This is a genomic window from Candidatus Electrothrix sp., assembly GCF_052785085.1.
In genome coordinates this window covers 40,124-66,250 of sequence record NZ_JALAAI010000006.1, presented here as the reverse complement: position 1 = coordinate 66,250, position 26,127 = coordinate 40,124, and the positions used below count along the sequence as shown (strand labels likewise).

Below are 26,127 nucleotides of genomic sequence, written 5' to 3'. Positions count from 1 at the left end.
TTATCTATTTTTCGCAACTCTTCTCTGGATAGGTGCATGCGAACTCAGAACGTGGATAGATCTCGTAAAAAACGTTGTGACCCTTAAACTATCGTGATCTTCTTTTTTTGTCCAATCTTTTTTTGTGAGGAATGAGGGGGGTGAACGGTTACCCCTCTGTTCGTCTTCATGTTCCCCGCACATGCGGGGATGAACCGACAGGTGATACCCCTGCTGTTGGGGCGAGGGTAATGTTCCCCGCACATGCGGGGATGAACCGCCCGGAACAATCTACAAGCTGAAGTGCATCTCATGTTCCCCGCACATGCGGGGATGAACCGACGGTTGAGTAGGAATTCAACGGCAATGCTTTATGTTCCCCGCACACGCGGGGATGAACCGTCCTTGGCTGCAATATAAAGCCACCGTCAATCATGTTCCCCGCACACGCGGGGATGAACCGCCATGCAGCTGGCATGGAGAGAGGTTAAAACCATGTTCCCCGCACACGCGGGGATGAACCGTACCGGCAGCGTCAAGTATATTTATTGTTATCATGTTCCCCGCACACGCGGGGATGAACCCCGTACCGTCCTCAAAATCCAGATGTTTAGTTAATGTTCCCCGCACACGCGGGGATGAACCGGTCAAGATCTCCGGCAAAGAGTATACCGGCCCATGTTCCCCGCACTCGCGGGGATGAACCGCAGCATTACACAACAGAGCAGCGCAAAGGACTATGTTCCCCGCACTCGCGGGGATGAACCGCCTAAAAAGAAGGTTTCGGAAGTTGAAAAACCATGTTCCCCGCACACGCGGGGATGAACCGCGGTACGTTGTCCACAATTGCGGACAGACCTGCATGTTCCCCGCACACGCGGGGATGAACCACACGCGGGGATGAACCCCGTACACTCCATCATGGCCGATCTGTCCGACGACAAAACCTATTTCCTGTATTGGGCCAAAACCGACCGCAGCAAGGAGAGCAGCCCCGGCACCTGTCACCTCCTGCCCTACCACTGCCTGGATGTGGCGGCGGTGGGCAGCGTCCTGCTGCGGAAAAACCGACCCCTCCTTGATTTTTTCACCGAGCATACAGGGCTGGACGAACAAACCTTCACCGGCCTTGCCTGCTCCTTCCTCGCCCTGCACGATGTGGGGAAATTCAGCGAGGCATTCCAGGGCCTGCAGGAAGACCTTCTCTATCAATTCAGAGGCCGGAAAAAAAGCAAGCCCTATGATCATCTCCATCACGACAGCCTGGGTTTTTTGCTCTGGCGCGATCGTCTGGCAAAACAGTTCTGCTCCGCCCATCTCGCGGAGCACGAAGACCTCTGGGACTGGCAGGATTTTTTGGAGATCTGGGCCCTGGCCTGTACCGGTCATCACGGTCAGCCGCCCAAAGGCAGCGACCGGCCCCTCCTGCGCTGGTTTTTGCCGGAAAACCTTGCAGCGGCAGAGGCATTCAGCTGTTTCTGCGGCCGCTTCTTTCTTCAGGATATCGTTCTTGCCGCACCTATAGATTTCCAGCTATGGAGCAGACAGATGCGCTGCCTGTCCTGGTGGCTGGCCGGTTTTGCCGTGCTCTGCGACTGGCTGGGATCAAACAGCGACTTTTTCCCTCTGCGCAGCGAACCTCTTGACCTGGAGGCCTATTGGCAGGAGATTGCGTTGCCGGCAGCGGAACGGATCATCCAGAACAGCGATATTCTCCCTCTCCCGTGCAGTACGCCGACCACGCTTTCCGGCCTGTTTCCATCCATAATACATACGCCGACACCGTTGCAGGCCGAGACGGCACGCATCGAGATCGGACAGGGACCGCATCTCTTCATCCTGGAGGACGTGACCGGGGCGGGAAAAACAGAGGCCGCGTTTATGCTCCTGCACCGCCTGATGACAGAAGGCGGAGCCGAAGGGGCCTACTTCGCCCTGCCCACTATGGCCACGGCCAATGCTATGTACCAGCGGACAGGGGCGGTGTACAGGCAACTCTATGCAGAGGGTTCCAGTCCTTCGTTGGTTCTGGCGCACGGATCGCGGCACCTGATGGACGGTTTTGTCCGTTCCGTGCTTCCCGCCTCTCCCAACGGGCAGCTTGGTCAGGCACCAGCGGAAGACCGAGAGGCTGCGGTCTCCTGCGCAGCCTGGTTGGCCGACAACCGCAAAAAGGCCCTGCTGGCCCATATCGGAGCAGGCACGGTGGATCAGGCCCTGCTCGCTGTGCTCTGTTCCCGGCATCAGTCCATGCGTCTGCTCGGCCTGCGCAACAAGGTGCTGATCGTGGACGAGGTCCATGCCTGTGATGCCTACATGCATCAGCTCCTGCAAGTCCTGCTGACCTTTCATGCCGCAGCAGGCGGCAGTGCGATCCTGCTTTCCGCCACCCTGCCGTCGGCCATGCGGGAGGAACTGCTTGCCGCCTATGCCGCCGGTCTGGGACAGCACGGCCCGGTTCCGGCAAAGAGCGGCTATCCCCTGCTGACCCTGTTCACTGCCGGGCAACTGCATGAACTGGAAATCGCCACCCGCAATGAGGTGCGCAGAAAGCTCTCCTTCACCCTGTTCAGGGAGGAGCAGGAGGCGCTTGACCTGATCCTGGAAAAAACGAGGCAGGGCCAATGTGTGGCCTGGGTGCGCAACACGGTTGCGGAGGCTATCAAGAGTTACGAGCAGCTGCGTACCCTGCTGCCCCAGGACAGTATCCGGGACAAAATTATGCTCTTCCATGCCCGCTTCGCGCTCAGTGATCGGCTGGCAACAGAAGAACAGGTGCTTGCTCGTTTCGGCAAGAACAGCAGAGCAAGAGACCGGCAGGGCCGGGTGCTCATCGCCACCCAGGTAATCGAGCAGTCCCTGGACCTGGATTTCGACTGCATGATCTCGGATCTCGCCCCCATCGATCTGCTGATTCAGCGGGCAGGCCGTCTGCGCCGCCATACCAGAGACCGGCAGGGTAATCCCATTGATCGTCCAGATGAACGCGGCGCACCGACCCTGCATGTATTGGGGCCTGAGCCGTCGGATGATGCGGGCGCAGGCTGGTTTTCCACGCTCTTTCCCACAGCGGTCAAGGTATATGATGATCATGGCCGCCTCTGGTTGACAGCTCGTTATTTGCAGGAGAACGGACAGCTGCGGGTACCGGAGGATATGCGGTCGGCTGTCGAGTATGTGTATGGGCCGGACAGTGAGGTGCGTATTCCCGAAGGACTGGTCGTGCAAAGCCGGGAGGCCGAAACAGGGGCCATGACCGACCGCTCTCTTGCCAAAATGAACAGCATCAATTTTGCAGAAGGCTATACCATGCCGGATCATTCCTGGTGGGACGAATCCGTGACCCCGACCCGGCTCGGCGAACCCTCAATTGCTCTGCGTCTGGCTAAATGGCGGGACGGCAGACTCCGGCCCTGGTCTGCTGCGGAGCAAAACCCCTGGACCCTGAGTGAGGTCAGCGTGCGCAAGCGACTGGCTGCGGAAGAGGCTGTGCCCCAGAATGCAGACTGTGCGGCAGCAATGGCTGCTTTGCAGGAACAGTGGGGCGGTCGACGGAATTTTTCCCTGCTTGTGCCGCTGGTGGAGATTGAGGACGGAACCTGGCAGGGCTGCGTCAAGAACGGGCAGGGCGAGGAAGTGCCTGTCCGCTATTCGCCGGATACCGGGCTGGTGCTTGGTGGCTAAGGTGTCGTTTCCGTGCCCGGTGTTGAAACACCGGGCTATTACCGACAGTCCCTCCGGGACGCTGTTTTCCCCAGCCCCGGAGGGGCGATCAAAAATAGCCCATTGTTTTAACGATGGGCATCCTTTCTGAAATCCGAAATCGTACTCAAAAAAGGAGGCATATGAACCTCATCAACGACCAATGGCTGCCGGTGTACCGCAGGAGCGGCACAAGTTTCCGGATTGCTCCCTGGCAGCTCACTGACGACATGGCGCAGGATCCTGTGGAAAAGTTCAATGCCCTGCGACCGGATTTCAACGGTGCCCTGGTGCAGTTCTGCATCGGGCTTGTCCAGACCGCCTTTGCCCCGAAAAATGACCGGGAATGGATGGCCCTGTATCAGACACCGCCGGAACCGCAGGTTTTGCAGGAAGCCATGCAGTCGTATCAACACGCCTTTGAGGCGGACGGTGACGGCCCTTGCTTTATGCAGGATTTTGACCTGCCGGACGGCGAAGCAAAGGGAATCGGCGCGCTCCTGCTTGAGGAGCCTGGCGGCAACGCCCTGCGGCTGAACACGGATCACTTTATCAAACGGGGTAATGCCGAGGCCATGAGTCCGGCAATGGCAATGACCGCACTGCTGACCTTACAGCTGAACGCCCCTGCCGGCGGGGTTGGCCACCGGGTCTCGATTCGCGGCGGCGGGCCGCTGACCACTCTGCTGACCCCGGATCTCCAGGAAAATCCGGAACACAATACGCTCTGGCATCTGGTCTGGCTCAATGTGCTGCCCAGGGAGGTCTTTGAACGGTCATCCGGCAACCCGGCGCAAAAAGACAAAACTGCCATCTTTCCCTGGCTCGGTCCGACCCGGAAAAGTAGGGGCGACCGGCCGGTCGCCCCTACCGACCGGGATACCACGCCGGAAGATGTCCATCCCTTGCAGATGTACTGGAGTATGCCCAGGCGTATCCGCCTTGAATGGAGCGAAACGGAAGAAGGGGAGTGCTCGCTGTCCGGGGAAAGCGGTTTGCTTGTCCGCCGCTTCAGAACCAAAAATTACGGCATCAACTACACCGGCCCCTGGCAGCATCCTTTGAGTCCGTATCGCTTTGACCCGCAGGGCATGCCGCTGCCGCTCCATGCGCAGCCGGACGGACTCAGCTACCGGCACTGGCTCAGTCTCGCCCTGGGCAATATCGCAGAAAAAGACCAAAGGGCTGCTGCCGCAGTTGTCCACTATCATACGCAGAAGAGCGGGAGACGCAAGAAGATCAAGACCAAGCTCTGGACATTTGGCTATGATATGGACAACATGAAGGCCAGGGGTTGGCACGAGGCCCATATGCCGCTGGTGCATCTGGAACCGGAGTACAGGGAGTATTTCATTGATATGGTGCGGGACATCCTCAATGCCACCGGTCAGGTGGCGGATAACCTGCGGGGTGCCCTGAAAAAGGCCTGGTTCAAGCCCAAGGCCAAGGTCGGCGGTGATCTGTCCTTTATCGTCAACGCCTTCTGGCAAAACACGGAAGCGGATTTTTATGCCCTGCTGTCGGATATCCATGCGGCAGTTGTCAAAGGAGGAGATGAAATATCCTTGTATCATAGATGGTTTCAGGTTATTGATGCTGCTTCACAGCAGCTCTTGAGCACCTGGACTGCCAGCGGCAGGATAGAACATGAAGATCCGAAACGCATTGCCTTGGCGCATCTTGATCTTCGCAAATTCAACAGGAAAAAGGTGATTCAAGAAATCCTGCGGCTCAATATGGAAGAAGCGGAAGCATGAGCAGGATATAACGCAAGAGGGAATCTATGACAACAGAAGCGGCAGAAGCAAAGAATACGAGAACAATCAATGCGGAACAGCAGGCAGTGCTGGAGTGGTGGCAAGCACTTCAGGACAACAAGGGCGGCAGAGCCGAACTGCGTCGGGCAAAGGAGCTTGAACAGGTCTTTTTTTCGCCCGAGTTTTATAGCCTGTACAACAGGCTCGCTCCGCTGCAATGGCGGAGCAGGGAAAAACTGGCCCTGCTGGCCGGGGTACTGGCCCATGTCAGAACCCATACAGCAGCGCAGAGCGTGGCCAAACAGATGGCCTCCCCGGGCAAAAGCGGGTCCAAGGCCGTGTTGAGCGGCCTGCGCTTCCGCCGTCTGCTCAAACATGAAACAGCCGAAGAACTGTACGGACCCATGATCCGGGTCATTCGGCTGCTCGACAAGAAGATCAATATAGCGGACCTGGCGCAAAGCCTCTATTGGTGGAACAGCCGGACCAAGATGGACTGGTCCATGCGCTATTATAAAAAAGCACCATAGGGCCGACCTATGTGTCTGCCCGGTACTGTTGAAACGAGAAGTTTTTTGTCCCTCTATTTATCAGGTTTCCTCACCTGACCCGAATGCGGGACAGGCTGAAAAGATCATGAAATCATACGGAGAAACTCTATGGATACCTTTCTGCAACTGCACCTCTTAACCTCTTATCCGCCTTCCAATCTCAATCGGGATGACCTGGGTCGCCCGAAAACTGCGCTCATGGGCGGGGCAACCCGGCTGCGCATCTCTTCCCAGAGCCTGAAACGGGCATGGCGTACCTCAGAACTTTTTGAAACTGCATTGAAAGGCCATGTCGGCACCAGAACCAAGGAGATGGGTGTAAAAATATACAGAAAGTTCAGCGAACAGGGTATCAGCCATAAAAAAGCCCTGGAATGGGCCGGGGCCATAGCTGAAGTTTTCGGCAAGAGAAAGAAAGCATTGACCCCGGCGGAGAAAAAGAAACTGAAGGATGATGAAAATTTGACGACGGAGAAAAAGCTGAGAAAAGAACTGGTTGAAGTCGAGATAGAGCAGCTGGCTCATTTCGGCCCGGCAGAGGAACAGGCTGTGTGGGCCTTGGTGGATACCGTCATTGCCCGGCAGGCAGGGCCGGAAAAAGAAGAGCTGGATTTATTACGGGCCAAGTCCGGTGCTGCGGATATCGCCCTGTTCGGTCGAATGCTCGCCTCTCATCCGTCTTTTAATATGGAGGCTGCGGCCCAGGTGGCCCATGCGGTCACGGTAAACAAGGTGGCAGTGGAGGATGACTTTTTCACGGCAGTGGATGATTTGAATAACGGTGAAGAGGACATGGGTGCCGGACATATGGGAGAGACCGAATTCGGCTCCGGTGTGTTCTACCTTTACATCTGTATTGACCGGCGTCTGTTGCTGGAAAATTTGGATGGAGACCAGGAGCTTGCAAACAAGGCCCTGGCTGCTCTGATTGAATGCGCTGTCAAGGTCGCTCCGGGCGGCAAACAGAACAGCTTTGCCTCCCGTGCCTATGCCTCGTTCATTGCCTGTGAAACAGGGAATCAGCAACCCCGTTCCCTGTCCGTGGCCTTTCTGGAACCGGTCAACGAAAAGGGCAAGGAAAAAAATATGCTGGCAGCAGCTATACAACGGTTGCAGGAGACCCGGACCAATATGGACAGGGTGTACGGCCCCTGTTCTGCAACATACTGCGAAATGAACGCCCATACCAGGGAAGGCAGTTTACAGGATATGATTCAATGCGCAACGGAGTAGTTGATATGCAGAAATTTCTCGTTTTTCAGCTCTACGGTCCGTTGGCTTCCTGGGGTGAGGTTGCTGTGGGTGGTGAACGGCCTGCAGCAGCCCATCCGGGCAGATCCGCCATTCTCGGTCTGTTGGCGGCAGCAGCTGGCATCCGGCGGCATGAGGAGGAAGAGCATCAGGCCCTGGAACAGGCATTCGGCATGGCCGTGTGCGTGGAGTCTTCAGGAACCTTTGTCAATGACTACCACACGGCCCAGGTTCCGCCCCAGGCAGCCCTTAAAAAGCATCCGGCAAAGACCCGCCGTGACGAACTCCTGGCCCTGGCTGCATATCAAAAAGATAATCCCAAAACATCGGGCACCATCCTCTCCAACAGGGCCTATCGCTGTGATGCCCTGTATCAGATTGCGCTCTGGAAACGGCAGGAGGGTTCGCTGACTCTGGAACAAGCCGGGGGATATCTTGCCTGCCCGAACTTTACCCTGTATCTGGGCCGCAAATCCTGCCCTCCGGCCCTGCCGTTGCAGCCGCAGCTTGTGGAGGCGGAAAATCTGGTTGCTGCGTTCAACAAGGCGGACCTGACCTCTCCGCAGGAGTTTGTGCAGAGCTTGCAGCAAGGAAGCAGCAGGCCAAAGGCGGACAGGACAAGGCATCTGTTCAGGAAACAGCCTGTGACCCTGTTCTGGGACAGTGCAGAGGGGGTGGAGAGCGGCGTTCCGGCGCAGGAAACCTTTGTCCGGCGGGATGCGGTGCTGTCCCGGAAGCGGTGGCAATTTGAAGAGCGGAAGGAACACTATGCCCCATGGCCGCAAGAGCCGCCGCAGCCGCAACAGGAGGGGAGCTGATATGTTTTTCAGTAAAATGACCTTCCAGGAACACGGCATTGCTCCGGCGGAAAGGATGCGCATCCTGCGGAGTCCCTATGCCCTGCATCAGGCAGTCTGGCAGCTCTTTAGCGACAGCCCGGAACGGGAACGGGATTTTATGTATCGACTGGATCGGGACGGTCTGCGTCCGGTGGTCTACACGGTCAGTGAACGGGAGCCCGAGGATCGGAGTACGGTCTGGCAGGTTGCGGTCAAGGACTATACGCCTGTGCTCAGGATAGGGACAGAGCTGGGCTTTCTGCTCAGGGCCAATCCGGTGGTGACGAAAAAGGATGCCCAGGGCAGGCGGCGGCATGATGTGGTGATGGATAGGAAAAAAACTTTGCAGGAACAGGGGGTGACGAAACAGGACATGCCTTCTTCAGCAGAACTGGCCCAGGAGGCCGGATGGGACTGGCTGGCCTGTCGGGCGGAACAGTACGGCTTTACCGCCCGGCAGGAAAATGTGCTGGTGGAGGGCTACCGTCAGGAGGTCTTCCCCAAAAACAGGAATGGCCCGAAGATCCGCTTCAGCCTGCTGGATTTCAGCGGCAGGCTCACCGTGACGGACCCGGATTTGTTTCTCCGCACCCTGTTCCGGGGCATGGGCCCGGCCAAGGCATTCGGCTGCGGCCTGCTCCTGGTGCGAAGGATATAGGACGGTACGCTGTTCTCCCCGTATCTTCCGGATACCGGACGCTGTAGGGGCACGGTGCGCCGTGCCCCTACGTACTGCAATATATTATTTGAAAACAGGTTGTTGTCGCAGGAAAGGAGTGAGATATGAATGCACAGGGAGAACTGATTGTTTATCAAACCGGTGATGGACAGGCCGCTGTGGACGTGCGTCTGCAGGACGAGACGGTCTGGCTGACGTTAAACCAGATTGCTGAGCTTTTCGGTCGTGACAAGTCGGTAATTTCTCGTCACCTTCGTAATATTTTTCAAAGCGGAGAACTTGAGAAAGAGGCAACTGTTGCAAAAAATGCAACGGTTCAAAACGAGGGCGATCGACAGGTCACACGTACCATTGAATGGTTCAATCTTGATGCCATCCTTTCTGTCGGTTACCGCGTCAATTCCAAACGCGGCACTCAGTTTCGTATCTGGGCGACCAGGGTACTGAAACAGCATTTGGTGCAGGGATATACGCTGCATCAGCAGCGGCTGGCGGAAAAAGGCGTTGCCGAGGTCAGACAGGTGCTGGATCTGTTGAGCAATACGCTGGAAAACCACGATCTGGTCAATGCGGACGGCAGGTCGGTACTCACTCTGGTCAGCAACTATGCCCGCACCTGGCAGCTGCTGTGGCAGTATGATGAGGATACCCTGCCTGTGCCCGGCAAAGGGGAAAAAAACAGCAGGGTTCCCGAATTGGCGGAAGTCCGGGAGGCGATTGATTCCCTGCGTCAGGAACTGCTGGAGCGCGGCGAGGCCACGGATATCTTCGGTCATGAACGGGGACACGGGCTGGCCGGTATCCTCGGAGCAGTGCAGCAGAGTTTTGCCGGGCAGGATGTCTACCCAAGTATTGAGGAGAAGGCTGCTCATCTGCTCTATTTTGTCATCAAAGACCACCCGTTCACGGACGGCAACAAACGGATCGGCTCCTTTCTTTTTCTCCTGTTGCTCCAAAGCAATCAACACCGGTCGATTCCCGACGACAAGGCCCTGGTCGCTCTGACCCTGCTTATCGCCTCCAGCGCACCGGACCAGAAAGACCTGCTTGTCCGGCTGGTGGTTAATCTGATAACTGATTTGCCGGAGGAATCATGAATCCCCTGTTACCGCCCCTGAAACCGAGTCCGGGTTTGATTTCGTAACAGCCGGTGAAAACAGAAGAATTCCGGTGGAATTGGATGGCTTGAAACTGGTTTCTTTTAATCCGCTGGAACGAAAGGAAAAAGAGGAGGATGAAAAATCAAAAAATTCGGAAAATGCTTGGTGGAAAAAAGAGGACTTGAACAATCCCCCATTTTAGAGTAGATACAATTGGTATGTTCCCCGCACTCGCGGGGATGAACCGGTATCCGACAACAGCAGATCCAAAAAAAGAAGATGTTCCCCGCACTCGCGGGGATGAACCGGTGTGCCGCTTGAGCTGCTGGAGGATCAAAGCATGTTCCCCGCACTCGCGGGGATGAACCGTCATCTTGCACGGATCAAATATCTACGTTATAATGTTCCCCGCACTCGCGGGGATGAACCGCCCAGCCTGGCATTTACCATCAGGGCCAAAGTATGTTCCCCGCACTCGCGGGGATGAACCGCCACCTGGTTAGCGTCGGCCTTCCAGGATATAATGTTCCCCGCACTCGCGGGGATGAACCGTATAGACGGTATGCCAACACCGCAGCTTTACTATGTTCCCCGCACTCGCGGGGATGAACCGACATAGACCTACCCGATGCGGTTATGGTTAATATGTTCCCCGCACTCGCGGGGATGAACCGAGCAGGCGGCAGCACAGGCAGAGGAGGAGCGGCATGTTCCCCGCACTCGCGGGGATGAACCGGAACTAATCAAGGTCTATGACGAGACCGGTAGCATGTTCCCCGCACTCGCGGGGATGAACCGAATTTCAATGCCCAGCTCGCCAGCCTCTTTATATGTTCCCCGCACTCGCGGGGATGAACCGGCAAACGTAAAATAATGCTTACCTTTGTCGATATGTTCCCCGCACTCGCGGGGATGAACCGACCAAAACGGCATCAGAACCGTCATAAAATCCCATGTTCCCCGCACTCGCGGGGATGAACCGTTTCCAAGTGGTTTGCTGAGCATGAAGTAGGTATGTTCCCCGCACACGCGGGGATGAACCGTTCGATAGATTTTTTCTTGGCGGTATTAACTGATGTTCGGCAGCAAGGCACATCTGATATGCAAATGCAGTTCGAGATAATAAAAGAGCGGCCAAAAATAAGTGTCCGGGTGACCCGTGATTCTGTCTGTGCTGGGGATGATGCAGATGCACCCCATGAGAAACTGATCGAAATACCGAGCTTTATAGATCCAATGGCCCTTTATGCTCATATCGGCACATCCTACCTCCCGGGCGTCAATGGATATGGCCATTCATGGGATTTGATGTTAAACGGCAATCTCATTGGGGTATATGGATCCGGCTCATTCAAGCCCAAGGTGAAAGAGGTGGCATATGCGGAGAGCAATCATGTTCATTTTAAATACCATTCCGCTGCATACTAATCAGCTGCCGAACAAGGCGCTTGTTGGGACGCCGCTTCGCGGCGCCCCACAGCTTTGACGTTCCCCGCACACGCGGGGATGAACCGGTAGCGAGCCAATCCCGATACCAATCAACTAAGAACTAAGCACAGCCTGTTCCAGCGTATCCGCCACCCATTTGTTCAGACTTTTTCCGGTATGGGCCGCAGCAGCAGAAAGTTGCGCATGAACCGAGGGCGCAATGCGCAAGGTCAGTTTACCGGAATAGGGTTTATCCGGGGAACGGCCTTCCTGTTTGCAGTCGGCAAGATAATGTTCAACCGCATTATGAAAGTCCTGGGTGAGCTGGCTCACTGTTTCCCCCTCAAAGCTGATATTGTCCTTGATACCGATGACTTTACCCCAGAATATATTATCCCGTGCGTCAAAATTGACTTTCGCAGAATACCCCTTATAGGTCATCATGTTCATGGCCTTACCTCCAATTCCGTCAACCAGTTACGAATCTTTTCCACCATATATCTTTTCGCTTCTTTCCCCGGATGCGGCCTGTGCGCATATTGCCGGGATGCAAAAAGTTCTAAGACCACCCGTGAACCGTTCCCCTCGCGAACATCACCGCCAAGGGCCTTTATCAATGATTCAATATCGCTGAACTTGATATTTGCCCTTGTGGGTTCGGCAAAAATGGCTGCTAATGTTTTCCGGTGTTTCCCTTTCATGATAAATATGGTAGCACTTTGTGACGCTGCTGGCAAGATATTCCCCGCACACGCGGGGATGAACCTGCGTACACAGGCTATGAAGAGGCTATCCGAGTGGAATAGATAAATCTATATCAGAAAATCAATATTACATAAACACCATGCCTTCTGCGAGAATGAATCAGCACATTCTTTGACCAGCCAAATTTACGGGTCATGCGGATATAAAACTCCCGTTGCAACGGGTCTTTGCATTTACTCATAATGACCAGGTTGTGCGCCCAAGCAATTTCTCCAACCAGTGGTTGGAGTTTTTATTTGTACTTCTGTAATTCGTTGTATTTGAGAAGGATAATCATGTTGCCTTGTACCCGGATGAGGCCTTCACGGGTCAAATACGCAAATATTCTGGAAAGATTTTCCGGGCTGGTGCCCAGCAGGCAGGCCAGTTGCGATTTGGGCATATCAAGAAGAACCCGGTCGGTTCTTTTTTGTTGTTCGGAAAGATAGATAAGGTGTGCGATCAGGCGCTGCGGTACTTCTTTGAGCGCAAGATCTCCTATTTTGGTGGAGAACATGCACAGGCGCTTTGACAGCCCGGCCAACATGCCCAGGGCAAGGGGAGGGTAAGTGCTTGTCATGGCGAGAAACTCTGTTTTGGGAAAGAAAAGAACCGTGGACGGTGTCATGCTTGCCGCAGTAGCGGGATAGATTTTGTTATGAAAAAGCGGCGTGAGCCCAAAGGGTTCTCCCGGACCAAGGACATAGATTATCTGTTCTTTGCCTTTGAGCGAGGACTTATAGATCTTTATCTGGCCTTGGCTGACAAGATAGAATCCGGTGATTGATCTACCTTCCGAAAAAATGATTTCTCCTTTTTGATAGGTTTTCGTGTAGGTTATATCGGCAATTCGGCTGACCAGCTCATCGGAAAGCTCCTTAAAAAAGAATGAATTGGTCAGCAGTTTTTTTTTATTCATTAACCGGAATCAGCAGATTGAAGGGGAAGGGCGCAGCTCAAGGCGGACAAGTACAAAAACTGAAAGTTTATTGCAAAGCTTCGGGTTTCATACGCCGCCCTTTGGGGCGGGGTCGTTTATTAGACACCGGAGGGAGGATTTTGTCAACTGCTTCCTTCTGTTATAATGCCGGAGGCGGAAAAAATGCCCCGGCAGCAGTGCAGAATGATGTTTACCTGCTGCAGGATCATTTTCTCCTGCTGCAGGATCATTTTCTCCTGCTACAGGATCATTTTTTCCCGCTACAGGATCATTTTCTCCCGTTACAGAATGCCTTTCTCCCGTTGCAGAGCCGCTTTTTCCTGCTCCGAAACCATTTCTTCCCGCTGCAGGGGCATGTTCTCCTGTCCCATGAGGATTTCCCCCTGCTCACAAGGTCTTTTGCCCTGTCCGCTACGATTTTTTCCTCTGCCCGGCGGCAAAGGAGAAGACATCGGCTGTTTTTTTCTCCTTTTTTTGATATAGGTCAATGACCATACCTTGTTCCGCCGATAATATACTACTGTTTAATACTGTTGTAGTTACGACCTGCCCTGCCGTGAGGCGATGAACGATAAAATCACCCACAGCAGGACAGCATGTGTCGGTGCAGGCATGATATCCAACGTATATAACGGAATTTGTATGAATCTCACCTCCTTCTTTGTTGATAAATGTCTTGCCTTCTTCCTTCAGACAGAGGCTGACCAGGTACGACGGGATTCCGTCACCCCTTCTGCGGCCTTGGCCTTACCTCCGCCCTGGTCTGCCCCTGACCAGGAATTCCCTGATCTCTGCAACGCTTGCGGAGCATGTGTGGCTGCCTGTGAAAAACAGCTGATTAAACTTGAGGGGGACGGATTGCCGGTCATGGATTTTTCCAAGGGTTTCTGCCATTTTTGCGGAGATTGCGCCCGGTCTTGTCCCGGTGGTGCCCTCCATTTTTCCGATGAGCCACCTCATGGACCTCTGCATGTTGCCATCAGGGAAACGTGTCTTACGCGAAAAAAAGTTCTCTGCCAGCTCTGCCAGGAGCACTGTGAGCAGGAAGCAATAGTTTTTTCCCGAGAAGGGCAGGGGGAACAGGTTCCCCGTATCCTGTCCGAACAATGTAATGGCTGTGGTGCCTGCGTTGCAGCATGCCCTGTTCAGGCCATTTCACTCCGATCTGCTGAGAATCAGTCTTTTAATCAATCTCTACCACGAGGTAATGCATGAATATTTCCGGCATTGTTGTCCAGGCCTTTCCTGATAATTTCCAAGCGGTCCAGCAACGCCTGCAAACACTCTCCGGTGTGGAAATCCATGCTGTGAACAAGGACGGGAGTTCCCTCGTCATTACCCTGGAGGACACACCGGATAATGTGCCTTCTGATGTCATGATGGATGTGCAGAAAACGCAGGGCGTTCTTGCTGCGTCCCTTATTTATAACTATTGTGATGAGTGATCATTACATACCAGGAAAGGAGGAAGATGTATGAAGCTGAACAGGCGTGATTTTATCAAGGCCAACGCTGCAATGGCCGCTGCCGCTGTTGCGGGTACGCAGCTGCCGGCCACGCAAAAGGCCCTGGCTGCTGAGGGTGATGCCGGAATCCGATGGGATAAGGCCCCCTGTCGTTTCTGCGGGACAGGGTGCAGTGTGTTGGTGGGGACCAAAAACGGGAAGATCGTGGCAACCCAGGGTGATCCTGATGCCCCGGTGAATAAGGGATTGAACTGTATTAAGGGTTATTTCCTGACCAAGATCATGTACGGCAAGGATCGGCTCACCAAACCGCTGCTGCGCAAGAAGAACGGCAAGTATGATAAAAACGGCGAGTTCACTCCGGTCTCCTGGGATGAAGCCTTTGCAATCATGGCGGAGAAATTCAAGGAGGCGATTCACAAGAACGGACCAACCACAGTGGGCATGTTCGGGTCCGGGCAATGGCAGGTCTGGGAAGGCTATGCCGCAGCAAAGCTCTTTAAAGCCGGTTTGCTGTCCAATAATATTGATCCCAATGCCCGCCATTGCATGGCCTCGGCAGTTGCCGCCTTTATGCGCACCTTTGGCATTGACGAGCCTATGGGCTGCTACGATGATCTGGAAAAGGCAGACGCCTTTGTCCTGTGGGGAGCAAATATGGCTGAGATGCATCCTATCCTCTGGTCGCGACTCACCAACCGCCGCCTGACAGCCAACCATGTCAAGGTGGCCGTGCTGTCCACCTATGAACATCGTTGCTTTGATCTGGCTGATATCCCCATGATCTTCAAACCTCAATCCGACCTGGCGATTCTGAACTATATTGCCAATTATATTATTCAGAATGACAAGGTGAACAAGGACTTTGTGGACAAGCACGTCAATTTCCGTATCGGCAATACAGATATCGGTTACGGCCTGCGACCGGAGCATCCGCTGGAGCAAAAGGCGGCCAATGCCAAGGAACGCAAAAAGCAGATCGGGTCCAAGGAATACAGCTTTGAAGAATACGCCAGGTTCGTGTCCGAGTATACCCTGGACAAGGCCCATGAAATGTCCGGCGTGCCCAGGAAAGATCTCAAGGCCCTGGCTGAACTGTATGCTGATCCGAAACGCAAGGTGGTCTCCTACTGGACTATGGGATTTAACCAGCATACCCGGGGCACCTGGGTTAATCAGCTCTGCTATAATGTCCACCTGCTTACCGGAAAAATCTCTGAGCCAGGCAATGGTCCGTTTTCTCTTACCGGCCAGCCCTCAGCCTGTGGTACAGCCCGTGAGGTGGGTACTTTTTCCCATCGCCTGCCTGCGGACATGGTGGTGATGAAAAAGGAGCATCGTGATGTTGCTGAAAAGATCTGGAAGCTGCCTCAAGGCACGATCCCGGCCAAACCCGGCTATCATGCGGTTCTCCAGAATCGAATGCTCAAAGACGGCAAACTCAATGCCTATTGGGTGATGTGTAATAATAATATGCAGGCAGCCGCAAATATGAATGAGGAGGGGTATCCGGGCTACCGTAATCCAAAGAACTTTATTGTGGTTTCAGATCCCTATCCCACGGTCACGGCCATGGCCGCTGATTTGATCCTGCCCACTGCCATGTGGGTGGAAAAGGAAGGGGCCTATGGTAATGCGGAACGCCGGACCCAGTTTTTTCGGCAGCAGGTTAAGCCGCCAGGAGAGGCAAAGAGTGATCTCTGGCAGCTGGTGGAGTTTTCCAAATACTTCACAACCGACGAGGTCTGGCCCAAGGAACTGCTTGCCAAAAATCCGAAATACAAAGGTAAAACGCTGTACGAGGTGCTTTTTACCAACGGGCAGGTGGATAAATTTCCACTAAGTCAGCTCCAGAAAGGGCATGACAACGATGAGTCAAATCATTTTGGCTTTTACCTGCAAAAAGGACTGTTTGAGGAATATGCCAGCTTCGGTCGGGGCAAGGCCCATGATCTGGCCCCGTTTGAGATGTATCATAAGGCCCGCGGCCTGCGCTGGCCCGTGGTGGACAATAAAGAAACCCTGTGGCGTTTCCGGGAAGGATATGATCCGTATGTCAAGAAAGGGGAAGGAGTCCGGTTTTATGGACATAAGGATGGCAAAGCAGTTATCTTTGCCCTGCCTTACGAACCTCCTCCTGAAGTACCGGATAAGGAGTATGATCTTTGGCTCTGTACCGGCCGGGTCCTGGAGCATTGGCATTCCGGTTCCATGACCAGACGAGTGCCGGAGCTGTATCGTGCCGTGCCTGATGCCCAGGTCTTTATGCATCCCAAGGATGCGGAAAAACGTGGCCTCAAGCGCGGACAGCTGGTCAAGATCGCATCCCGTCGGGGTGAGATCACCTGTCCGGTGGAGACCAGAGGGCGGAACAAGGTGCCGGAAGGATTGGTTTTTGTGCCTTGGTTTGATGCGGGCCGTCTGGTCAATAAACTGACCCTGGATGCCACCTGCCCGATTTCCAAGGAAACTGATTTCAAGAAATGCGCGGTTAAGGTGACTACGGCGTGATATTTGGTATCTTCTAATAAACAGCTAGATGAGCTTGAGAGGAATAGTGTTGAGAGACATGAAAGATCTGCAGCATGATATTAAATTTGTACTTTGTATCGACAATAGAGATTGCGATGATCTGGAAAAGGGAAAGGTGTATCGGATTATCCCTGATGCTGGTGCAGCAAAAGACGGTTATCTTCGTGTCGTGGATGAATCGACAGAAGACTATCTTTATCCAGAATCCTATTTTGTTCTCTTGAAATTACCGCAAAAGGCTCAGGATGCTCTTTTTGTGGAGGCCTGATGAGTGACAATAACAAGAAGCAGCAAAAGGAGAATGCGCGTCGCCGGTTTTTGAGGGACTCTTTGTCGGCTGCTGCTGGTGCCTTTGTGCTGGCTGTGGGCCTGGGAGCGTATCAGCGTTCTGCACAAGCTGTGCCTGCACGGGCAATACGACCGCCAGGGGCCTTGCCGGAAAAGAAGTTTCAGGCAGCCTGTCTGCGTTGCGGTCAATGTGTCAGGGCCTGTCATGCCAATCTCCTGCGGAACAACGACATGCCGGAGATGAGTACTGAAGGCCCGGCTGAGGTAAATCCCAACGCCTCAGTGGAGCTGGAGCCGGTTCTGCGGTTGGCGGAATCCGGTAATGATATTCCGACGGGAACGCCGTACTTCATCCCCCGGATAAGCCCCTGCCGCCTGTGCGAGGATATGCCCTGTGTGCAGGCCTGTCCTTCCGGTGCCTTAAGTGAGAAGAACCTTCTGGATAAGGAAAAGAAAGAGCCTTCAATTTACCAGGCAAGAATGGGATTGGCCGTGCTCATTAACCATGAGAACTGCATTGGTTTTCAGGGATTACGCTGTGATGTCTGTTATCGGAACTGTCCAGTGATTGATAAGGCCCTGACTCTGGATATGCAGGTCAATCAGAGAACAGGAGTGCATACTCGTTTTATTCCCACAGTGCATTCGGAACATTGCACAGGCTGCGGGAAATGCGAGCGCTCCTGTATTTTGGAGCACCCGGCGATTAAGGTGTTGCCCCTTGCTCTGGCACGGGGGGAACTGGGCCATCATTATCGCTTGGGGTGGCAGGAAAAGGAAGAGGCTGGCAAGTCTCTGATACCTGAAGCTTTACAACTTCCTGCAAGAAGACCGGAGGAACTGCTATGAATGCACGAATTCCGGGCCATGAGGCTGTTGCAAGGAAAGGGTGGTTGCTGGCAAACAGATGGTTGCTCCTGCGTCGTATCTCGCAGCTCGGTATCCTGGGATTATTTCTGGCAGGCCCCCTGCTTGGGATATGGATTATCCGAGGCACCCTGTCTGCCAGTGAGACCTTGGGATTTCTTCCCATGACAGACCCGTTGATTATGCTGCAATCCCTTGCTGCTGGTCATCCCGCAGCATCCACAGCTGTGATCGGGACATTGATCGTTGTGGTCTTTTATGCCCTGCTTAGTGGCAGGGTGTTCTGTGCCTGGGTCTGCCCTGTGAATCTGGTGACTGATACAGCTGCCTGGCTGAACAGGAGGATGGGGATGAAAAAAGTCCTACACCTGAGCAAAAGCACCCGGTATTGGTTTATGGCAGCGATTTTGCTCCTGTCCCTTGGCAGTGGAACCATAGTTTACGAATGGTTGAATCCGGTGACGCTGTTGCAGCGGGGGCTGTTGTTCGGCATGGGTATGGGATGGATGCTGCTCCTTGCTCTTTTTCTTTTTGATGCCTTTCTGTTACGACGTGGTTGGTGCGGCTATCTTTGCCCCGTGGGTGCCATGTACAGTCTGCTGAGTCCGGCTGCTGTCCTTCGGGTCAAGGCGGATGGCCGGGAACGATGTACGGATTGCCAGGACTGTTTTGCGGTTTGTCCTGAACCTCAGGTTATTCGTCCTGCGCTCAAGGGTGATGCACAAAGCACCTCAATCATACTGTCCAGAAACTGTTTGAACTGCGGGCGATGTATTGATATCTGCCCGCATAATGTTTTTCGTTTTTCCCGACGAACTTGATGGAGAATACTATGAAATGGATCATATTCCCTCTTTTTTTTATAGCAGCTGTTTGTTGTTTTTCCTTTGCCTCTGCTGAGGATGATATTCAATCCTTACGGGGGAGCAAGGATATTCTGGCTGATTCGGCACCTGCTGTGGACATGGACTGGCAGCCGACCGGTTCTGCTGTTCCCCGCACCTCGGCTCATCAACCGCCTCTCATTCCCCATGATATAAATGGGATGAAAATCTCAAAAGCCATGAATATGTGTTTGAACTGTCATGGCATAGAAGGGATTGGGGTACCGAAGCCCTTTGCGACCCATTACACGGACCGGGATGGGAACACAGGAGAAAAGATTTCCCAGCGTTGGTATTTTTGCACCCAGTGTCATGTTGGCCAGGTTGATGCTCCTCCTTTGGTGGAGAATACCTTTAAATAACAATCTATAACTGCGTAAACTCCGAGCTGAAGAATCTACGTCTTCTTAACGTCCTTCTGGATTGATGGATATGATTTGAAGCCGAAAGGGTCTGGTTGGAAACGATTATGCCTCCCGTGTTTGGAAAGGAGTTTTACGTTGTCTCTTCTTGATGTTTCCTGCCTGTAGCAAAAAGGGCAACCCCTGTTATTCCGGACATCCCGTTAAAGAGAATATCCCGGATATCAAAGACCCGATTAGGCAACCACCATTGGATCAGTTCATCAAAACTGCCAGCAAACCAGACCAAAAGGCATGGTAAAATCCATTCATGTATGAGTGTTGTGTCGTTTGCCGATGATGCTGGAAAGTGTGCTCCTTCCTCTACACTCCAGCATATCAACCAGCCAGCAAGTCCATAGGTGAGAAAATGGAGGCGTTCTTCAGGCAGGGCAGATATCAGGAAGGCTGAACAGAGCAGAAAGATGATCAAAAAGAAACGCAGAAGAAATTGTTTCCGGGTAATGGTTCGGTAGCGCCAGAACAGGATGAACGGCAAACTGCCAACAAAGAGGGCTATAATTACAGGGAGGAGTATTTCTGTTGAGCGAAGATATTCGGCGATTGGGCGGGCAATGCCCAGGGTGCCGTAGATACAGAGAATATAGGCAAGGGTCAGGGTAATACGTAGTTTTGTGGGTACTCTTGTCTTCTGCATGAGGGATTTTCCAGAAAATACGATGCTGTTTTCGCTACAGGGGTTGTAGGGGCAACGGCATGCCGTTATCCCTCAACACCCAACAGGCAGCTACTTTTGTTTTCGATTCATCTGGGCCTGGAGCAGGTCCCCGAATGTACCCATAGATTGAGAAGCATTTCCCTTGGCCTCTTTGGAGGACGTGTACTCCTTCTTTGCAGCCTTTTCTTCTTCTGCCTTGGCAGTGTAATCTTCTGGGACCAAAGAGATTCGTTTCTTTTCCAGATCAACACTGTCGACTTTGACTGTGATCTCCTGGCCAGTGTCCAGAATCTCACGGGGATGATTGATTCGGCGACCAGAGCCAAGCTTGGATATATGCAACAGCCCATCGACTCCGGGTTCCAGAGTAACAAAGGCCCCAAACTGTGCCAGCCGGGAAACAATGCCGGTGTGGATGCTCGCAGGAGCATATTTTTCTTCAGCCTTATCCCAGGGATTTTCCAGCGTATCTTTCAGGCTCAGGGAAATACGATCTTTGGCCCAATCGAGCTTCTTGATGATAACTTCAACCCGCTGTCCTTTACTGAGCACGTCGTCAACCTGATCAATTTGCCCCCAGGCCAGTTCAGAAATCGGAATGAGCCCATCCACTCCGCCTAAATCGATAAACGCACCAAATTTTTGCAGAGAGCTGACAGTTCCCTCAACCTTATCGCCTTCAGAAAGGGTTTCTTTGAGCTGTTCTTTGAGGTGTTCCCGTTCCTCTTCCTGTACTGCCCGGGCAGAGAGAATGATATTTCGTCCTTTGTTACCGAACTCAATAATCTTAAAGGTGAGTTCCTGTTCTAAATACTCATCAGAATTATCGACCCGGCGTAAGCCCATTTGTGAATAGGGGCAGAAGCCGCGTTGACCAGCAACGGTTATTTGGAATCCACCTTTAATATCAGCAGTTACCTTGCCCTGCACAGGAATATTACTATGAAATGCCTGTTCCAGTTCTTCCACCCCAACCTGTCCGGATCCGATCTTTGTTGTGAAACGTTGTTCACCTCCCCGGCTGCTTAAGAAAAAGACAGAAACCGTGTCACCTGGCTGGGCTGTCAGTTCATTATTCTCATCCCGCAGTTCTGATGCGTTAAGGATACCTTCACTTTTTCCACCCAGATCCAGGAAGATGTTTTCACCGTTGATATCGGCAATAACTGCGTCAATTTTATCGCCCGGCTGAATTTTATCGCCTGCGGTTTTGTCCTGAAAGATATCTGCAAATTGTTCTTCACTCATGTCGTTTGATGATTTGCTGTGATTGATGGGGAGGGATTCTGCACTATTCTTGGGATAAGAATGGTCGTTGAAAATTCATTATGTATTGTTGTTATGTATTGATACGTATTGATACGTATTGATACGTAAGAACCCACCCTGCCAGTGCGGGTTCATTATTTTGTTTGCTATTGCCTCATGATTTCCGTGCCAGATGGGATATTCAGTTGAATCAGGTTTGCAATGGTTTGTGATGAATCTGCTGGTAATGCATTGAAGCTGATATTATTGAAGATCAACTCTGTTGTTGTTTCAAAATGATCTTCCATGATCAGTCGTTTGATTCTTTTTTCCTTATCAAACCAAAAATGGAGCGATTTGACTTGACCGTGAGGTTGCTTGGGAATCAACTGAACAGCAATATCAGATTGCGCGCCTTTTTTGTTTGCAAAACGATGATCTGCCGGAAGAAGATTAAAATCGTCTTTCAGGTCATGCTTGCCAATAAAAAAGGAATAGGTGATATCAGACTGTAATTTATCGGCTGACATAATAATCAGCTGTTTATCTTTTTCTGTATAAATAGAAAGTTCTTTCCCGTCATTAAGTATGATTTGTTTGCCTGGTTGCGTATAGTCCCAACGCATAATACCAGCACTTGTTGCTGAAGGGCGATAGAACACACTATTCCCAGCACCTTTCCGGGTTCTTCCATTGCTGTTGGTGATTTGTTGAAAATCAAAGCTGAGGCTGGTCAGGTTGCGATAATAACGCTGTATATCTTCCAATTGATCCAGTGGGACTTTTGATGACTGAGCCTGTCCTGCAAGAGGAAAAAGCAATACGCAGAGGAATACGCAGAGGTCTAAGAAAGTAGTCCAGAGAGTAGTTCGCTTAAGTATTTGTATTAGCATTTGTATTAATGAGGTTGATTTTTCGACCAAAGATTCCATTGGCCAGCTTTCGCAAGGGCGGGGTGGAGTCAGATACAAAAAAAAGATTTTTTTCAAAATGGTGAGGTTGTTGATTCGTATTTTTTTTTCTGATATTTGATGTTATTTCAGGAGAATTGTCAAGAAAAGATTGCAAATACCGGGCAGTTTCAATTGATGAGTCAATAAGCCGTACTTTTTTACCGATTCTTTTTTGGATAAGAGGGGTCAGAAGGGGGTAATGTGTACAGCCCAGAATAAGTGTGTCAATCTGATGTCGGCGGAGAGGGGTCAAGTAACGTCGTACAATCATTTTGGTCTCGCGCTTATTGAGCCAGCCTTCCTCTATCAGGGGAACAAGGAGCGGACATGCCTGACTATATATTTGGCAGGCAGGGTTGCGTTGTTTGATCTGTTGTGTGTAAATGTCTGACTGAACAGTTGCGCGGGTACCAATGATGCCGATTCGCTTGTTTGTCGTATTTTCTGTTGCTTTAGAGGCTGTTGCTGTTACAACATCTATGATTGGCACAGAATATTCAGTACGTAGCTTGTTAATCGAAGTGGCTGCGGCAGAGTTACAGGCAACAATAATAATTTCAGCACCTTGCCTGAGCAGGAAATCTACATTACGACGAGAATAATTGATTATAGTTTCCGGACTCTTAGAACCATAAGGGGTGTGGGCGACGTCACCAAAATAAAGAAGAGGATATTGCGGACATACCTGCTCAATTGTTTTGGCAACGGTCATCCCACCGACACCAGAGTCAAAAATACCGATCATAAATAACAGATTATTTTTTTCCTTTTTTTGAGCGATTACCAAATGTTTTGCGCAAGTTGGGATGGATGCCGCGCTCTTTACTGGCTTGAGACCGTTCCTCGGAAAGGGCTTTTGCACAAAGTGATTGCGTGCTGCTGAAACCGTATTTTTTCCGGTACTCTTTTGATGTCATATTATGGGACTTCAAGTGCTTAGTGAGCATTTTAAAGGATTGACCACATTCCAGACAAATTATTTTATTTTTTTGAATGGACCTCTTGGGATCCATTGCTGGTTTTTCTTCTTTTTCTTCAGAGGGGACACCGGTTTGTTCTGCTTCTTGCAAGTCCTTAAGGGTTTGATAGGTGTCATTGAGCGCTGTTTTGATTTCTTCCATGCTCATATTGGAACCATTTATTTGTGACTGGATAATGTCTGCGGTCATTTCGACAAGTGTTTTACTCATATTGTACTCCTGTTAAAATAAAATATGGTGACTATACCATATAATTTGTATTTGTTGTGTCAAATTTTTGTGAAATAATAAAATATATAATTATATATTATAGGCTTTATGGATGCAATATAATATTTTCGCAGATGCGCAAGAGCTTTTTTTGTCTTACCTGTTTTTATTTTTGAAAATAAAAGAAGAACAAACCTGTCAGTATTGCGAGTTTCTACGGTTTTGACATCTTTGATGTTTCGATGGTTGACAGGCTGAAAGAGGAAGGTTATTTTACTGATTCTGTAAAGGTAGATTGTTGTGTTTGGTATAGTGTCTTAAAAATACTTATATTACGATTGAGGTGAAAAATGCCGGTTTACGAGTATGAGTGCCCTGCTTGCGAAAAAGTGTATGAAGTACATCAGGGAATGAATGATAGCCCTTTAAAGGCCTGTTCTGTTTGCGGTGGAGACGTAAAAAAACTCGTGTCCATGAGTTCTTTTCATTTGAAAGGTGGAGGATGGTATTCAGACGGATATGCATCAGGCTCATCTGCTCAGGGGGACTCGCAAAAAGCAGAGAAAAAGAGTTCAACTGGTAGCGAGGGAGCAAAGAAAGCATCTTCATGCGGAACAGACAGTGCCTGCAAGGGATGTCCTGCTTCGTCGTAACTCGAATGCGAGCTATCTCTTTAAGTTGTTGAGGAAAGGGAGATAGCTCGTAGTTAGGAAATCTATAAAAAAATAAAATACCTGTTTTCAGGTGCAGAATTACAGGGGCAGACCTGCATGTCTGCCCGGTATAAAAGGGCGAATATATAGGCAAAGGGCGAACACATAGGTTCGCCCCTACTGCAACCGAAATAATGGGTAGGGTTATTTCTTGTTGAGTCCCTTATAACGAATACAGAGCGTATAATAGAACGTATAACAGAGCGCATACAGAGTTTGTGCAGAACATGTTTTTACCTGCCCGTTTTACCTGCTCGGGCTGTGGGCATTGTTTTTTAATTGACAGTGTTTTGTTTTCGTTGGTAGTCTGAAAATGAAGATCAGATGTATTAGAGAGATTATTTGAATAGGAGCAGTGTCATGGTGGGTTTGGAAGCAGTTGCAAGCGGTACATCAGGTGGTTTTTTTGCGAAAATAGGTGCTTGGCTGCAAAGTACGCATGTCCCTGAGCAGGTAAAAGATGTTGAAGTGATTGCTCTCTTTACCAATCCTTGGTTTCTTGTCCCTTTTATTGCTCTTGTTGGCTATCTCATCTGGAAGCAATCTTTTAACGAACTCATTATCATTGGTATCTTTATCATTCTCTGGTGGGTCAGTGGGACAGAGTATATGCAGACTCTTATTGTTGACGGAGAGCTCCAGATAAAGAAGGTCTTGCCGGTGTTAGCTGGTGCTTCTGCAGTTCTCGGTTTTATAATTTATTTATTTTTTGGAAGATCATGAGGATATCCTCTGGAGAAAAATTTCGAATAATAATAAAGAAGTTTTGTTATATCTTTTTAAATCAGGTTAATCAGCATGGAATATCGTAACGCGGTTTTTGTTGTTACCTCAGAGGACTCATGCCCTATCTATAATGTAGGTGAAGAAATTCAGATTCAGGATTCGGCAGTCAGTGTAGACTATGAGAAGCCGGTTTGTCTGATTTTGGTGCGTGAACTCCATAAAGCGCTTGCTAAAAAACCAGGACAACAGCGCTTTACGCAAAGAGCGATGCAGCAAGCATCATTTCGTTGTCCCGGTTGCACGGGATCAATGCGCTTTGAATATAAGAAAGAGCGGGGCTTTTCTACTCTGCAAATGAACCTGCTGCGGATTGCAGATAAAAAAGCGAGAAAACGACATGTAGAAGCCTTGTTTAAGCATCTCCGCACCATGCAAGTGTTTGAACTTCTAGAAGATCATGACTTGCTGGATCTGATTTCAATGCTGAAGCTAAAGCAATTTGACCCCAACAAGGTGATCATATCTGAGGGCACCCGGGGAACCCATCTCTACATCATATTATCCGGTAAGGTTGCCATTATAAAAGGCGAAAACGAGGTAATTGCCGAGATTGGCAGGGGAGAAATCTTTGGTGAAATGAGTCTGCTTTCCGGAGAGCCTGCCAGTAGCTCAGTGCATTCCCGAACAGTGGTCAAATTCGGCACGATTAACGGAAAAGATCTGAAGTTTATTTTAAACAGATACCCTGTGCTTCAGATTTTTTTCTATCGTCTGTTAGTGAACCGGGCCCAGATGAATATGGCCCGGTCCGGTAAAATCAGTTCTGGTATGAGCGGAGAGTTGATTTATATTAATCCGGTTGAGCTGTTTCAGTTAATCAATAGTGGCGGTAAATCAGGAAAGGTTGATTTAATTTTCCATGACGGACACGCCACTATCCTGTTTAAGGAAGGAGAGATAATCCATGCGTCCTTTGGGGAGTTGAGTGGAAAAGAAGCACTCTTTGCTCTGCTATCCAAAAAGAAGGGATCGTTTACCTATAATACAGAACTAGCTGAAAAATATGAAGAACTTCCCGTTCTTGGCGGGTTTATGGGGCTTTTGATGGAAGGTCTGCAACGCATTGATGAGGAGATGGTGGTGAATACAGACTGATTTTGTAGAGACATGGATGTGAAGGGCAACGAAAAAGCCCGGAGTCTGCAGGAAC

Annotated in this window: 27 protein-coding genes, 1 pseudogene, 2 CRISPR repeat arrays and 1 riboswitch; of the genes and pseudogenes, 19 read left to right on the top strand and 9 right to left on the bottom strand. The window is 51.1% G+C overall.

The features are described 5' to 3' along the window. Positions 1-167: 167 nt before the first annotated feature. A CRISPR array of direct repeats spans positions 168-869; the repeat unit is 29 nt; unit sequence CATGTTCCCCGCACACGCGGGGATGAACC. A gap of 10 nt (positions 870-879) precedes the next feature. From cas3 to L2082_RS02060, 8 genes are all read left to right on the top strand, one after another. Continuing rightward, a complete protein-coding gene (cas3, locus tag L2082_RS02095) occupies positions 880-3,663 on the top strand; it encodes a CRISPR-associated helicase Cas3' (protein WP_446011408.1) in 2,784 nt (927 codons plus the stop codon). 161 nt (positions 3,664-3,824) lie between these two features. Next, positions 3,825-5,438 (top strand): type I-E CRISPR-associated protein Cse1/CasA, encoded by a 1,614-nt coding sequence (gene casA / locus L2082_RS02090; protein WP_446011407.1) that lies wholly within the window; start codon positions 3,825-3,827, stop codon positions 5,436-5,438. Positions 5,439-5,464: 26 nt separating this feature from the next. Continuing rightward, on the top strand, positions 5,465-5,968 hold the full coding sequence (casB, locus tag L2082_RS02085) for a type I-E CRISPR-associated protein Cse2/CasB (RefSeq protein WP_446011406.1): 504 nt from the start codon (positions 5,465-5,467) through the stop codon (positions 5,966-5,968). Positions 5,969-6,097: 129 nt separating this feature from the next. Next, entirely contained in the window at positions 6,098-7,222 is a 1,125-nt protein-coding gene (gene cas7e / locus L2082_RS02080; RefSeq protein WP_446011405.1) for a type I-E CRISPR-associated protein Cas7/Cse4/CasC, read from the top strand. Positions 7,223-7,227: 5 nt separating this feature from the next. Further along, on the top strand, positions 7,228-8,058 hold the full coding sequence (cas5e, locus tag L2082_RS02075; protein ID WP_446011404.1) for a type I-E CRISPR-associated protein Cas5/CasD: 831 nt from the start codon (positions 7,228-7,230) through the stop codon (positions 8,056-8,058). A gap of 1 nt (position 8,059) precedes the next feature. Beyond that, complete coding sequence (cas6e, locus tag L2082_RS02070) at positions 8,060-8,737, top strand: type I-E CRISPR-associated protein Cas6/Cse3/CasE (protein ID WP_446011403.1); 678 nt, start codon at positions 8,060-8,062, stop codon at positions 8,735-8,737. A 125-nt stretch (positions 8,738-8,862) separates the two neighbouring features. Continuing rightward, positions 8,863-9,855, top strand: coding sequence for a RhuM family protein (gene rhuM, locus L2082_RS02065; RefSeq protein WP_446011402.1), 993 nt, complete (start codon positions 8,863-8,865; stop codon positions 9,853-9,855). A 221-nt stretch (positions 9,856-10,076) separates the two neighbouring features. Further along, positions 10,077-10,901: a CRISPR direct-repeat array (repeat unit 29 nt; unit sequence ATGTTCCCCGCACTCGCGGGGATGAACCG). A gap of 64 nt (positions 10,902-10,965) precedes the next feature. After that, complete coding sequence (locus tag L2082_RS02060; RefSeq protein WP_446011401.1) at positions 10,966-11,286, top strand: hypothetical protein; 321 nt, start codon at positions 10,966-10,968, stop codon at positions 11,284-11,286. A 114-nt stretch (positions 11,287-11,400) separates the two neighbouring features. On the opposite strand, the gene L2082_RS02055 is transcribed toward L2082_RS02060, so the two are convergent. From L2082_RS02055 to L2082_RS02040, 4 genes and pseudogenes are all read right to left on the bottom strand, one after another. Beyond that, a complete protein-coding gene (locus L2082_RS02055; protein WP_446009630.1) occupies positions 11,401-11,730 on the bottom strand; it encodes a type II toxin-antitoxin system HicB family antitoxin in 330 nt (109 codons plus the stop codon). Between the two features lie 2 nt (positions 11,731-11,732). Then, the gene (locus L2082_RS02050; protein WP_446009629.1) at positions 11,733-11,987 is read right to left on the bottom strand and encodes a type II toxin-antitoxin system HicA family toxin; all 255 of its coding nucleotides are present in this window, start codon (positions 11,985-11,987) and stop codon (positions 11,733-11,735) included. 158 nt (positions 11,988-12,145) lie between these two features. Next, positions 12,146-12,283: pseudogene (locus L2082_RS02045) on the bottom strand (DUF1016 N-terminal domain-containing protein); the annotation flags it as partial. Beyond that, a complete protein-coding gene (locus L2082_RS02040) occupies positions 12,284-12,949 on the bottom strand; it encodes a Crp/Fnr family transcriptional regulator (RefSeq protein WP_446009628.1) in 666 nt (221 codons plus the stop codon). It abuts the pseudogene before it with no gap. A 140-nt stretch (positions 12,950-13,089) separates the two neighbouring features. Here L2082_RS02040 and L2082_RS02035 point away from each other — a divergent pair, with 140 nt between their 5' ends. The 8 genes from L2082_RS02035 (at position 13,090) to L2082_RS02000 (ending at position 19,369) form a co-directional block, all read left to right on the top strand. Beyond that, positions 13,090-13,461: a hypothetical protein gene (locus tag L2082_RS02035; RefSeq protein ID WP_446009627.1), complete on the top strand. Its 372-nt coding sequence runs from the start codon at positions 13,090-13,092 to the stop codon at positions 13,459-13,461. Positions 13,462-13,612: 151 nt separating this feature from the next. Continuing rightward, positions 13,613-14,185 (top strand): ferredoxin-type protein NapF, encoded by a 573-nt coding sequence (gene napF / locus L2082_RS02030; protein WP_446009626.1) that lies wholly within the window; start codon positions 13,613-13,615, stop codon positions 14,183-14,185. Beyond that, positions 14,182-14,415 carry a chaperone NapD gene (locus tag L2082_RS02025; RefSeq protein WP_446009625.1) on the top strand — a complete coding sequence of 78 codons (234 nt, stop codon included), beginning with the start codon at positions 14,182-14,184 and terminating at the stop codon, positions 14,413-14,415. Before napF ends, L2082_RS02025 begins: the two co-directional genes overlap by 4 nt. 30 nt (positions 14,416-14,445) lie before the next feature. Then, entirely contained in the window at positions 14,446-16,947 is a 2,502-nt protein-coding gene (gene napA / locus L2082_RS02020; protein ID WP_446009624.1) for a nitrate reductase catalytic subunit NapA, read from the top strand. 58 nt (positions 16,948-17,005) lie between these two features. Continuing rightward, a complete protein-coding gene (locus L2082_RS02015) occupies positions 17,006-17,236 on the top strand; it encodes a hypothetical protein (protein WP_446009623.1) in 231 nt (76 codons plus the stop codon). After that, positions 17,236-18,105: a ferredoxin-type protein NapG gene (gene napG, locus L2082_RS02010; RefSeq protein ID WP_446009622.1), complete on the top strand. Its 870-nt coding sequence runs from the start codon at positions 17,236-17,238 to the stop codon at positions 18,103-18,105. Before L2082_RS02015 ends, napG begins: the two co-directional genes overlap by 1 nt. After that, positions 18,102-18,944 carry a quinol dehydrogenase ferredoxin subunit NapH gene (gene napH / locus L2082_RS02005; RefSeq protein ID WP_446009621.1) on the top strand — a complete coding sequence of 281 codons (843 nt, stop codon included), beginning with the start codon at positions 18,102-18,104 and terminating at the stop codon, positions 18,942-18,944. Before napG ends, napH begins: the two co-directional genes overlap by 4 nt. 11 nt (positions 18,945-18,955) lie before the next feature. Continuing rightward, complete coding sequence (locus L2082_RS02000; protein ID WP_446009620.1) at positions 18,956-19,369, top strand: nitrate reductase cytochrome c-type subunit; 414 nt, start codon at positions 18,956-18,958, stop codon at positions 19,367-19,369. A 7-nt stretch (positions 19,370-19,376) separates the two neighbouring features. Then, positions 19,377-19,517: riboswitch (molybdenum cofactor riboswitch) on the top strand. Here the strand turns inward: L2082_RS02000 and L2082_RS01995 are convergent. The 5 genes from L2082_RS01995 to L2082_RS01975 form a co-directional block, all read right to left on the bottom strand. Beyond that, a complete protein-coding gene (locus L2082_RS01995; protein WP_446009619.1) occupies positions 19,503-20,066 on the bottom strand; it encodes a VanZ family protein in 564 nt (187 codons plus the stop codon). It overlaps the preceding riboswitch by 15 nt. Before the next feature lie 90 nt (positions 20,067-20,156). Further along, on the bottom strand, positions 20,157-21,335 hold the full coding sequence (gene rpsA, locus L2082_RS01990) for a 30S ribosomal protein S1 (RefSeq protein WP_446009618.1): 1,179 nt from the start codon (positions 21,333-21,335) through the stop codon (positions 20,157-20,159). Positions 21,336-21,502: 167 nt separating this feature from the next. Next, positions 21,503-22,258 (bottom strand): LolA family protein, encoded by a 756-nt coding sequence (locus L2082_RS01985; protein ID WP_446011400.1) that lies wholly within the window; start codon positions 22,256-22,258, stop codon positions 21,503-21,505. Beyond that, entirely contained in the window at positions 22,209-23,033 is an 825-nt protein-coding gene (murI, locus tag L2082_RS01980; RefSeq protein ID WP_446010292.1) for a glutamate racemase, read from the bottom strand. Before murI ends, L2082_RS01985 begins: the two co-directional genes overlap by 50 nt. 10 nt (positions 23,034-23,043) lie before the next feature. After that, entirely contained in the window at positions 23,044-23,478 is a 435-nt protein-coding gene (locus L2082_RS01975) for a MucR family transcriptional regulator (RefSeq protein WP_446011399.1), read from the bottom strand. Positions 23,479-23,828: 350 nt separating this feature from the next. Between L2082_RS01975 and L2082_RS01970 the strand changes: the two genes are divergently transcribed. From L2082_RS01970 to L2082_RS01960, 3 genes are all read left to right on the top strand, one after another. After that, the gene (locus L2082_RS01970) at positions 23,829-24,131 is read left to right on the top strand and encodes an FmdB family zinc ribbon protein (protein ID WP_446010291.1); all 303 of its coding nucleotides are present in this window, start codon (positions 23,829-23,831) and stop codon (positions 24,129-24,131) included. A 420-nt stretch (positions 24,132-24,551) separates the two neighbouring features. After that, positions 24,552-24,914, top strand: coding sequence for a hypothetical protein (locus L2082_RS01965; RefSeq protein WP_446010290.1), 363 nt, complete (start codon positions 24,552-24,554; stop codon positions 24,912-24,914). Between the two features lie 75 nt (positions 24,915-24,989). Next, a complete protein-coding gene (locus L2082_RS01960) occupies positions 24,990-26,072 on the top strand; it encodes a cyclic nucleotide-binding domain-containing protein (protein WP_446010289.1) in 1,083 nt (360 codons plus the stop codon). Positions 26,073-26,127 lie beyond the last annotated feature (55 nt).

Bases quoted from the DNA above. Each gene is read 5' to 3' on its own strand.
- rhuM (WP_446011402.1), top strand. From the start codon at position 8,863: ATGAATGCACAGGGAGAACTGATTGTTTATCAAACCGGTGATGGACAG.
- napA (WP_446009624.1), top strand. From the start codon at position 14,446: ATGAAGCTGAACAGGCGTGATTTTATCAAGGCCAACGCTGCAATGGCC.
- L2082_RS02025 (WP_446009625.1), top strand. From the start codon at position 14,182: ATGAATATTTCCGGCATTGTTGTCCAGGCCTTTCCTGATAATTTCCAA.
- napH (WP_446009621.1), top strand. From the start codon at position 18,102: ATGAATGCACGAATTCCGGGCCATGAGGCTGTTGCAAGGAAAGGGTGG.
- L2082_RS02000 (WP_446009620.1), top strand. From the start codon at position 18,956: ATGAAATGGATCATATTCCCTCTTTTTTTTATAGCAGCTGTTTGTTGT.
- casA (WP_446011407.1), top strand. From the start codon at position 3,825: ATGAACCTCATCAACGACCAATGGCTGCCGGTGTACCGCAGGAGCGGC.
- L2082_RS02055 (WP_446009630.1), bottom strand. From the start codon at position 11,730: ATGATGACCTATAAGGGGTATTCTGCGAAAGTCAATTTTGACGCACGG.
- L2082_RS01995 (WP_446009619.1), bottom strand. From the start codon at position 20,066: ATGCAGAAGACAAGAGTACCCACAAAACTACGTATTACCCTGACCCTT.
- L2082_RS01975 (WP_446011399.1), bottom strand. From the start codon at position 23,478: ATGAGTAAAACACTTGTCGAAATGACCGCAGACATTATCCAGTCACAA.
- cas7e (WP_446011405.1), top strand. From the start codon at position 6,098: ATGGATACCTTTCTGCAACTGCACCTCTTAACCTCTTATCCGCCTTCC.
- napF (WP_446009626.1), top strand. From the start codon at position 13,613: ATGAATCTCACCTCCTTCTTTGTTGATAAATGTCTTGCCTTCTTCCTT.
- casB (WP_446011406.1), top strand. From the start codon at position 5,465: ATGACAACAGAAGCGGCAGAAGCAAAGAATACGAGAACAATCAATGCG.
- L2082_RS01965 (WP_446010290.1), top strand. From the start codon at position 24,552: ATGGTGGGTTTGGAAGCAGTTGCAAGCGGTACATCAGGTGGTTTTTTT.
- L2082_RS02040 (WP_446009628.1), bottom strand. From the start codon at position 12,949: ATGAATAAAAAAAAACTGCTGACCAATTCATTCTTTTTTAAGGAGCTT.
- L2082_RS01970 (WP_446010291.1), top strand. From the start codon at position 23,829: ATGCCGGTTTACGAGTATGAGTGCCCTGCTTGCGAAAAAGTGTATGAA.
- L2082_RS02060 (WP_446011401.1), top strand. From the start codon at position 10,966: ATGCAGTTCGAGATAATAAAAGAGCGGCCAAAAATAAGTGTCCGGGTG.
- cas6e (WP_446011403.1), top strand. From the start codon at position 8,060: ATGTTTTTCAGTAAAATGACCTTCCAGGAACACGGCATTGCTCCGGCG.
- cas3 (WP_446011408.1), top strand. From the start codon at position 880: ATGAACCCCGTACACTCCATCATGGCCGATCTGTCCGACGACAAAACC.
- L2082_RS02015 (WP_446009623.1), top strand. From the start codon at position 17,006: ATGAAAGATCTGCAGCATGATATTAAATTTGTACTTTGTATCGACAAT.
- L2082_RS02050 (WP_446009629.1), bottom strand. From the start codon at position 11,987: ATGAAAGGGAAACACCGGAAAACATTAGCAGCCATTTTTGCCGAACCC.
- L2082_RS01960 (WP_446010289.1), top strand. From the start codon at position 24,990: ATGGAATATCGTAACGCGGTTTTTGTTGTTACCTCAGAGGACTCATGC.
- rpsA (WP_446009618.1), bottom strand. From the start codon at position 21,335: ATGAGTGAAGAACAATTTGCAGATATCTTTCAGGACAAAACCGCAGGC.
- napG (WP_446009622.1), top strand. From the start codon at position 17,236: ATGAGTGACAATAACAAGAAGCAGCAAAAGGAGAATGCGCGTCGCCGG.
- cas5e (WP_446011404.1), top strand. From the start codon at position 7,228: ATGCAGAAATTTCTCGTTTTTCAGCTCTACGGTCCGTTGGCTTCCTGG.
- murI (WP_446010292.1), bottom strand. From the start codon at position 23,033: ATGATCGGTATTTTTGACTCTGGTGTCGGTGGGATGACCGTTGCCAAA.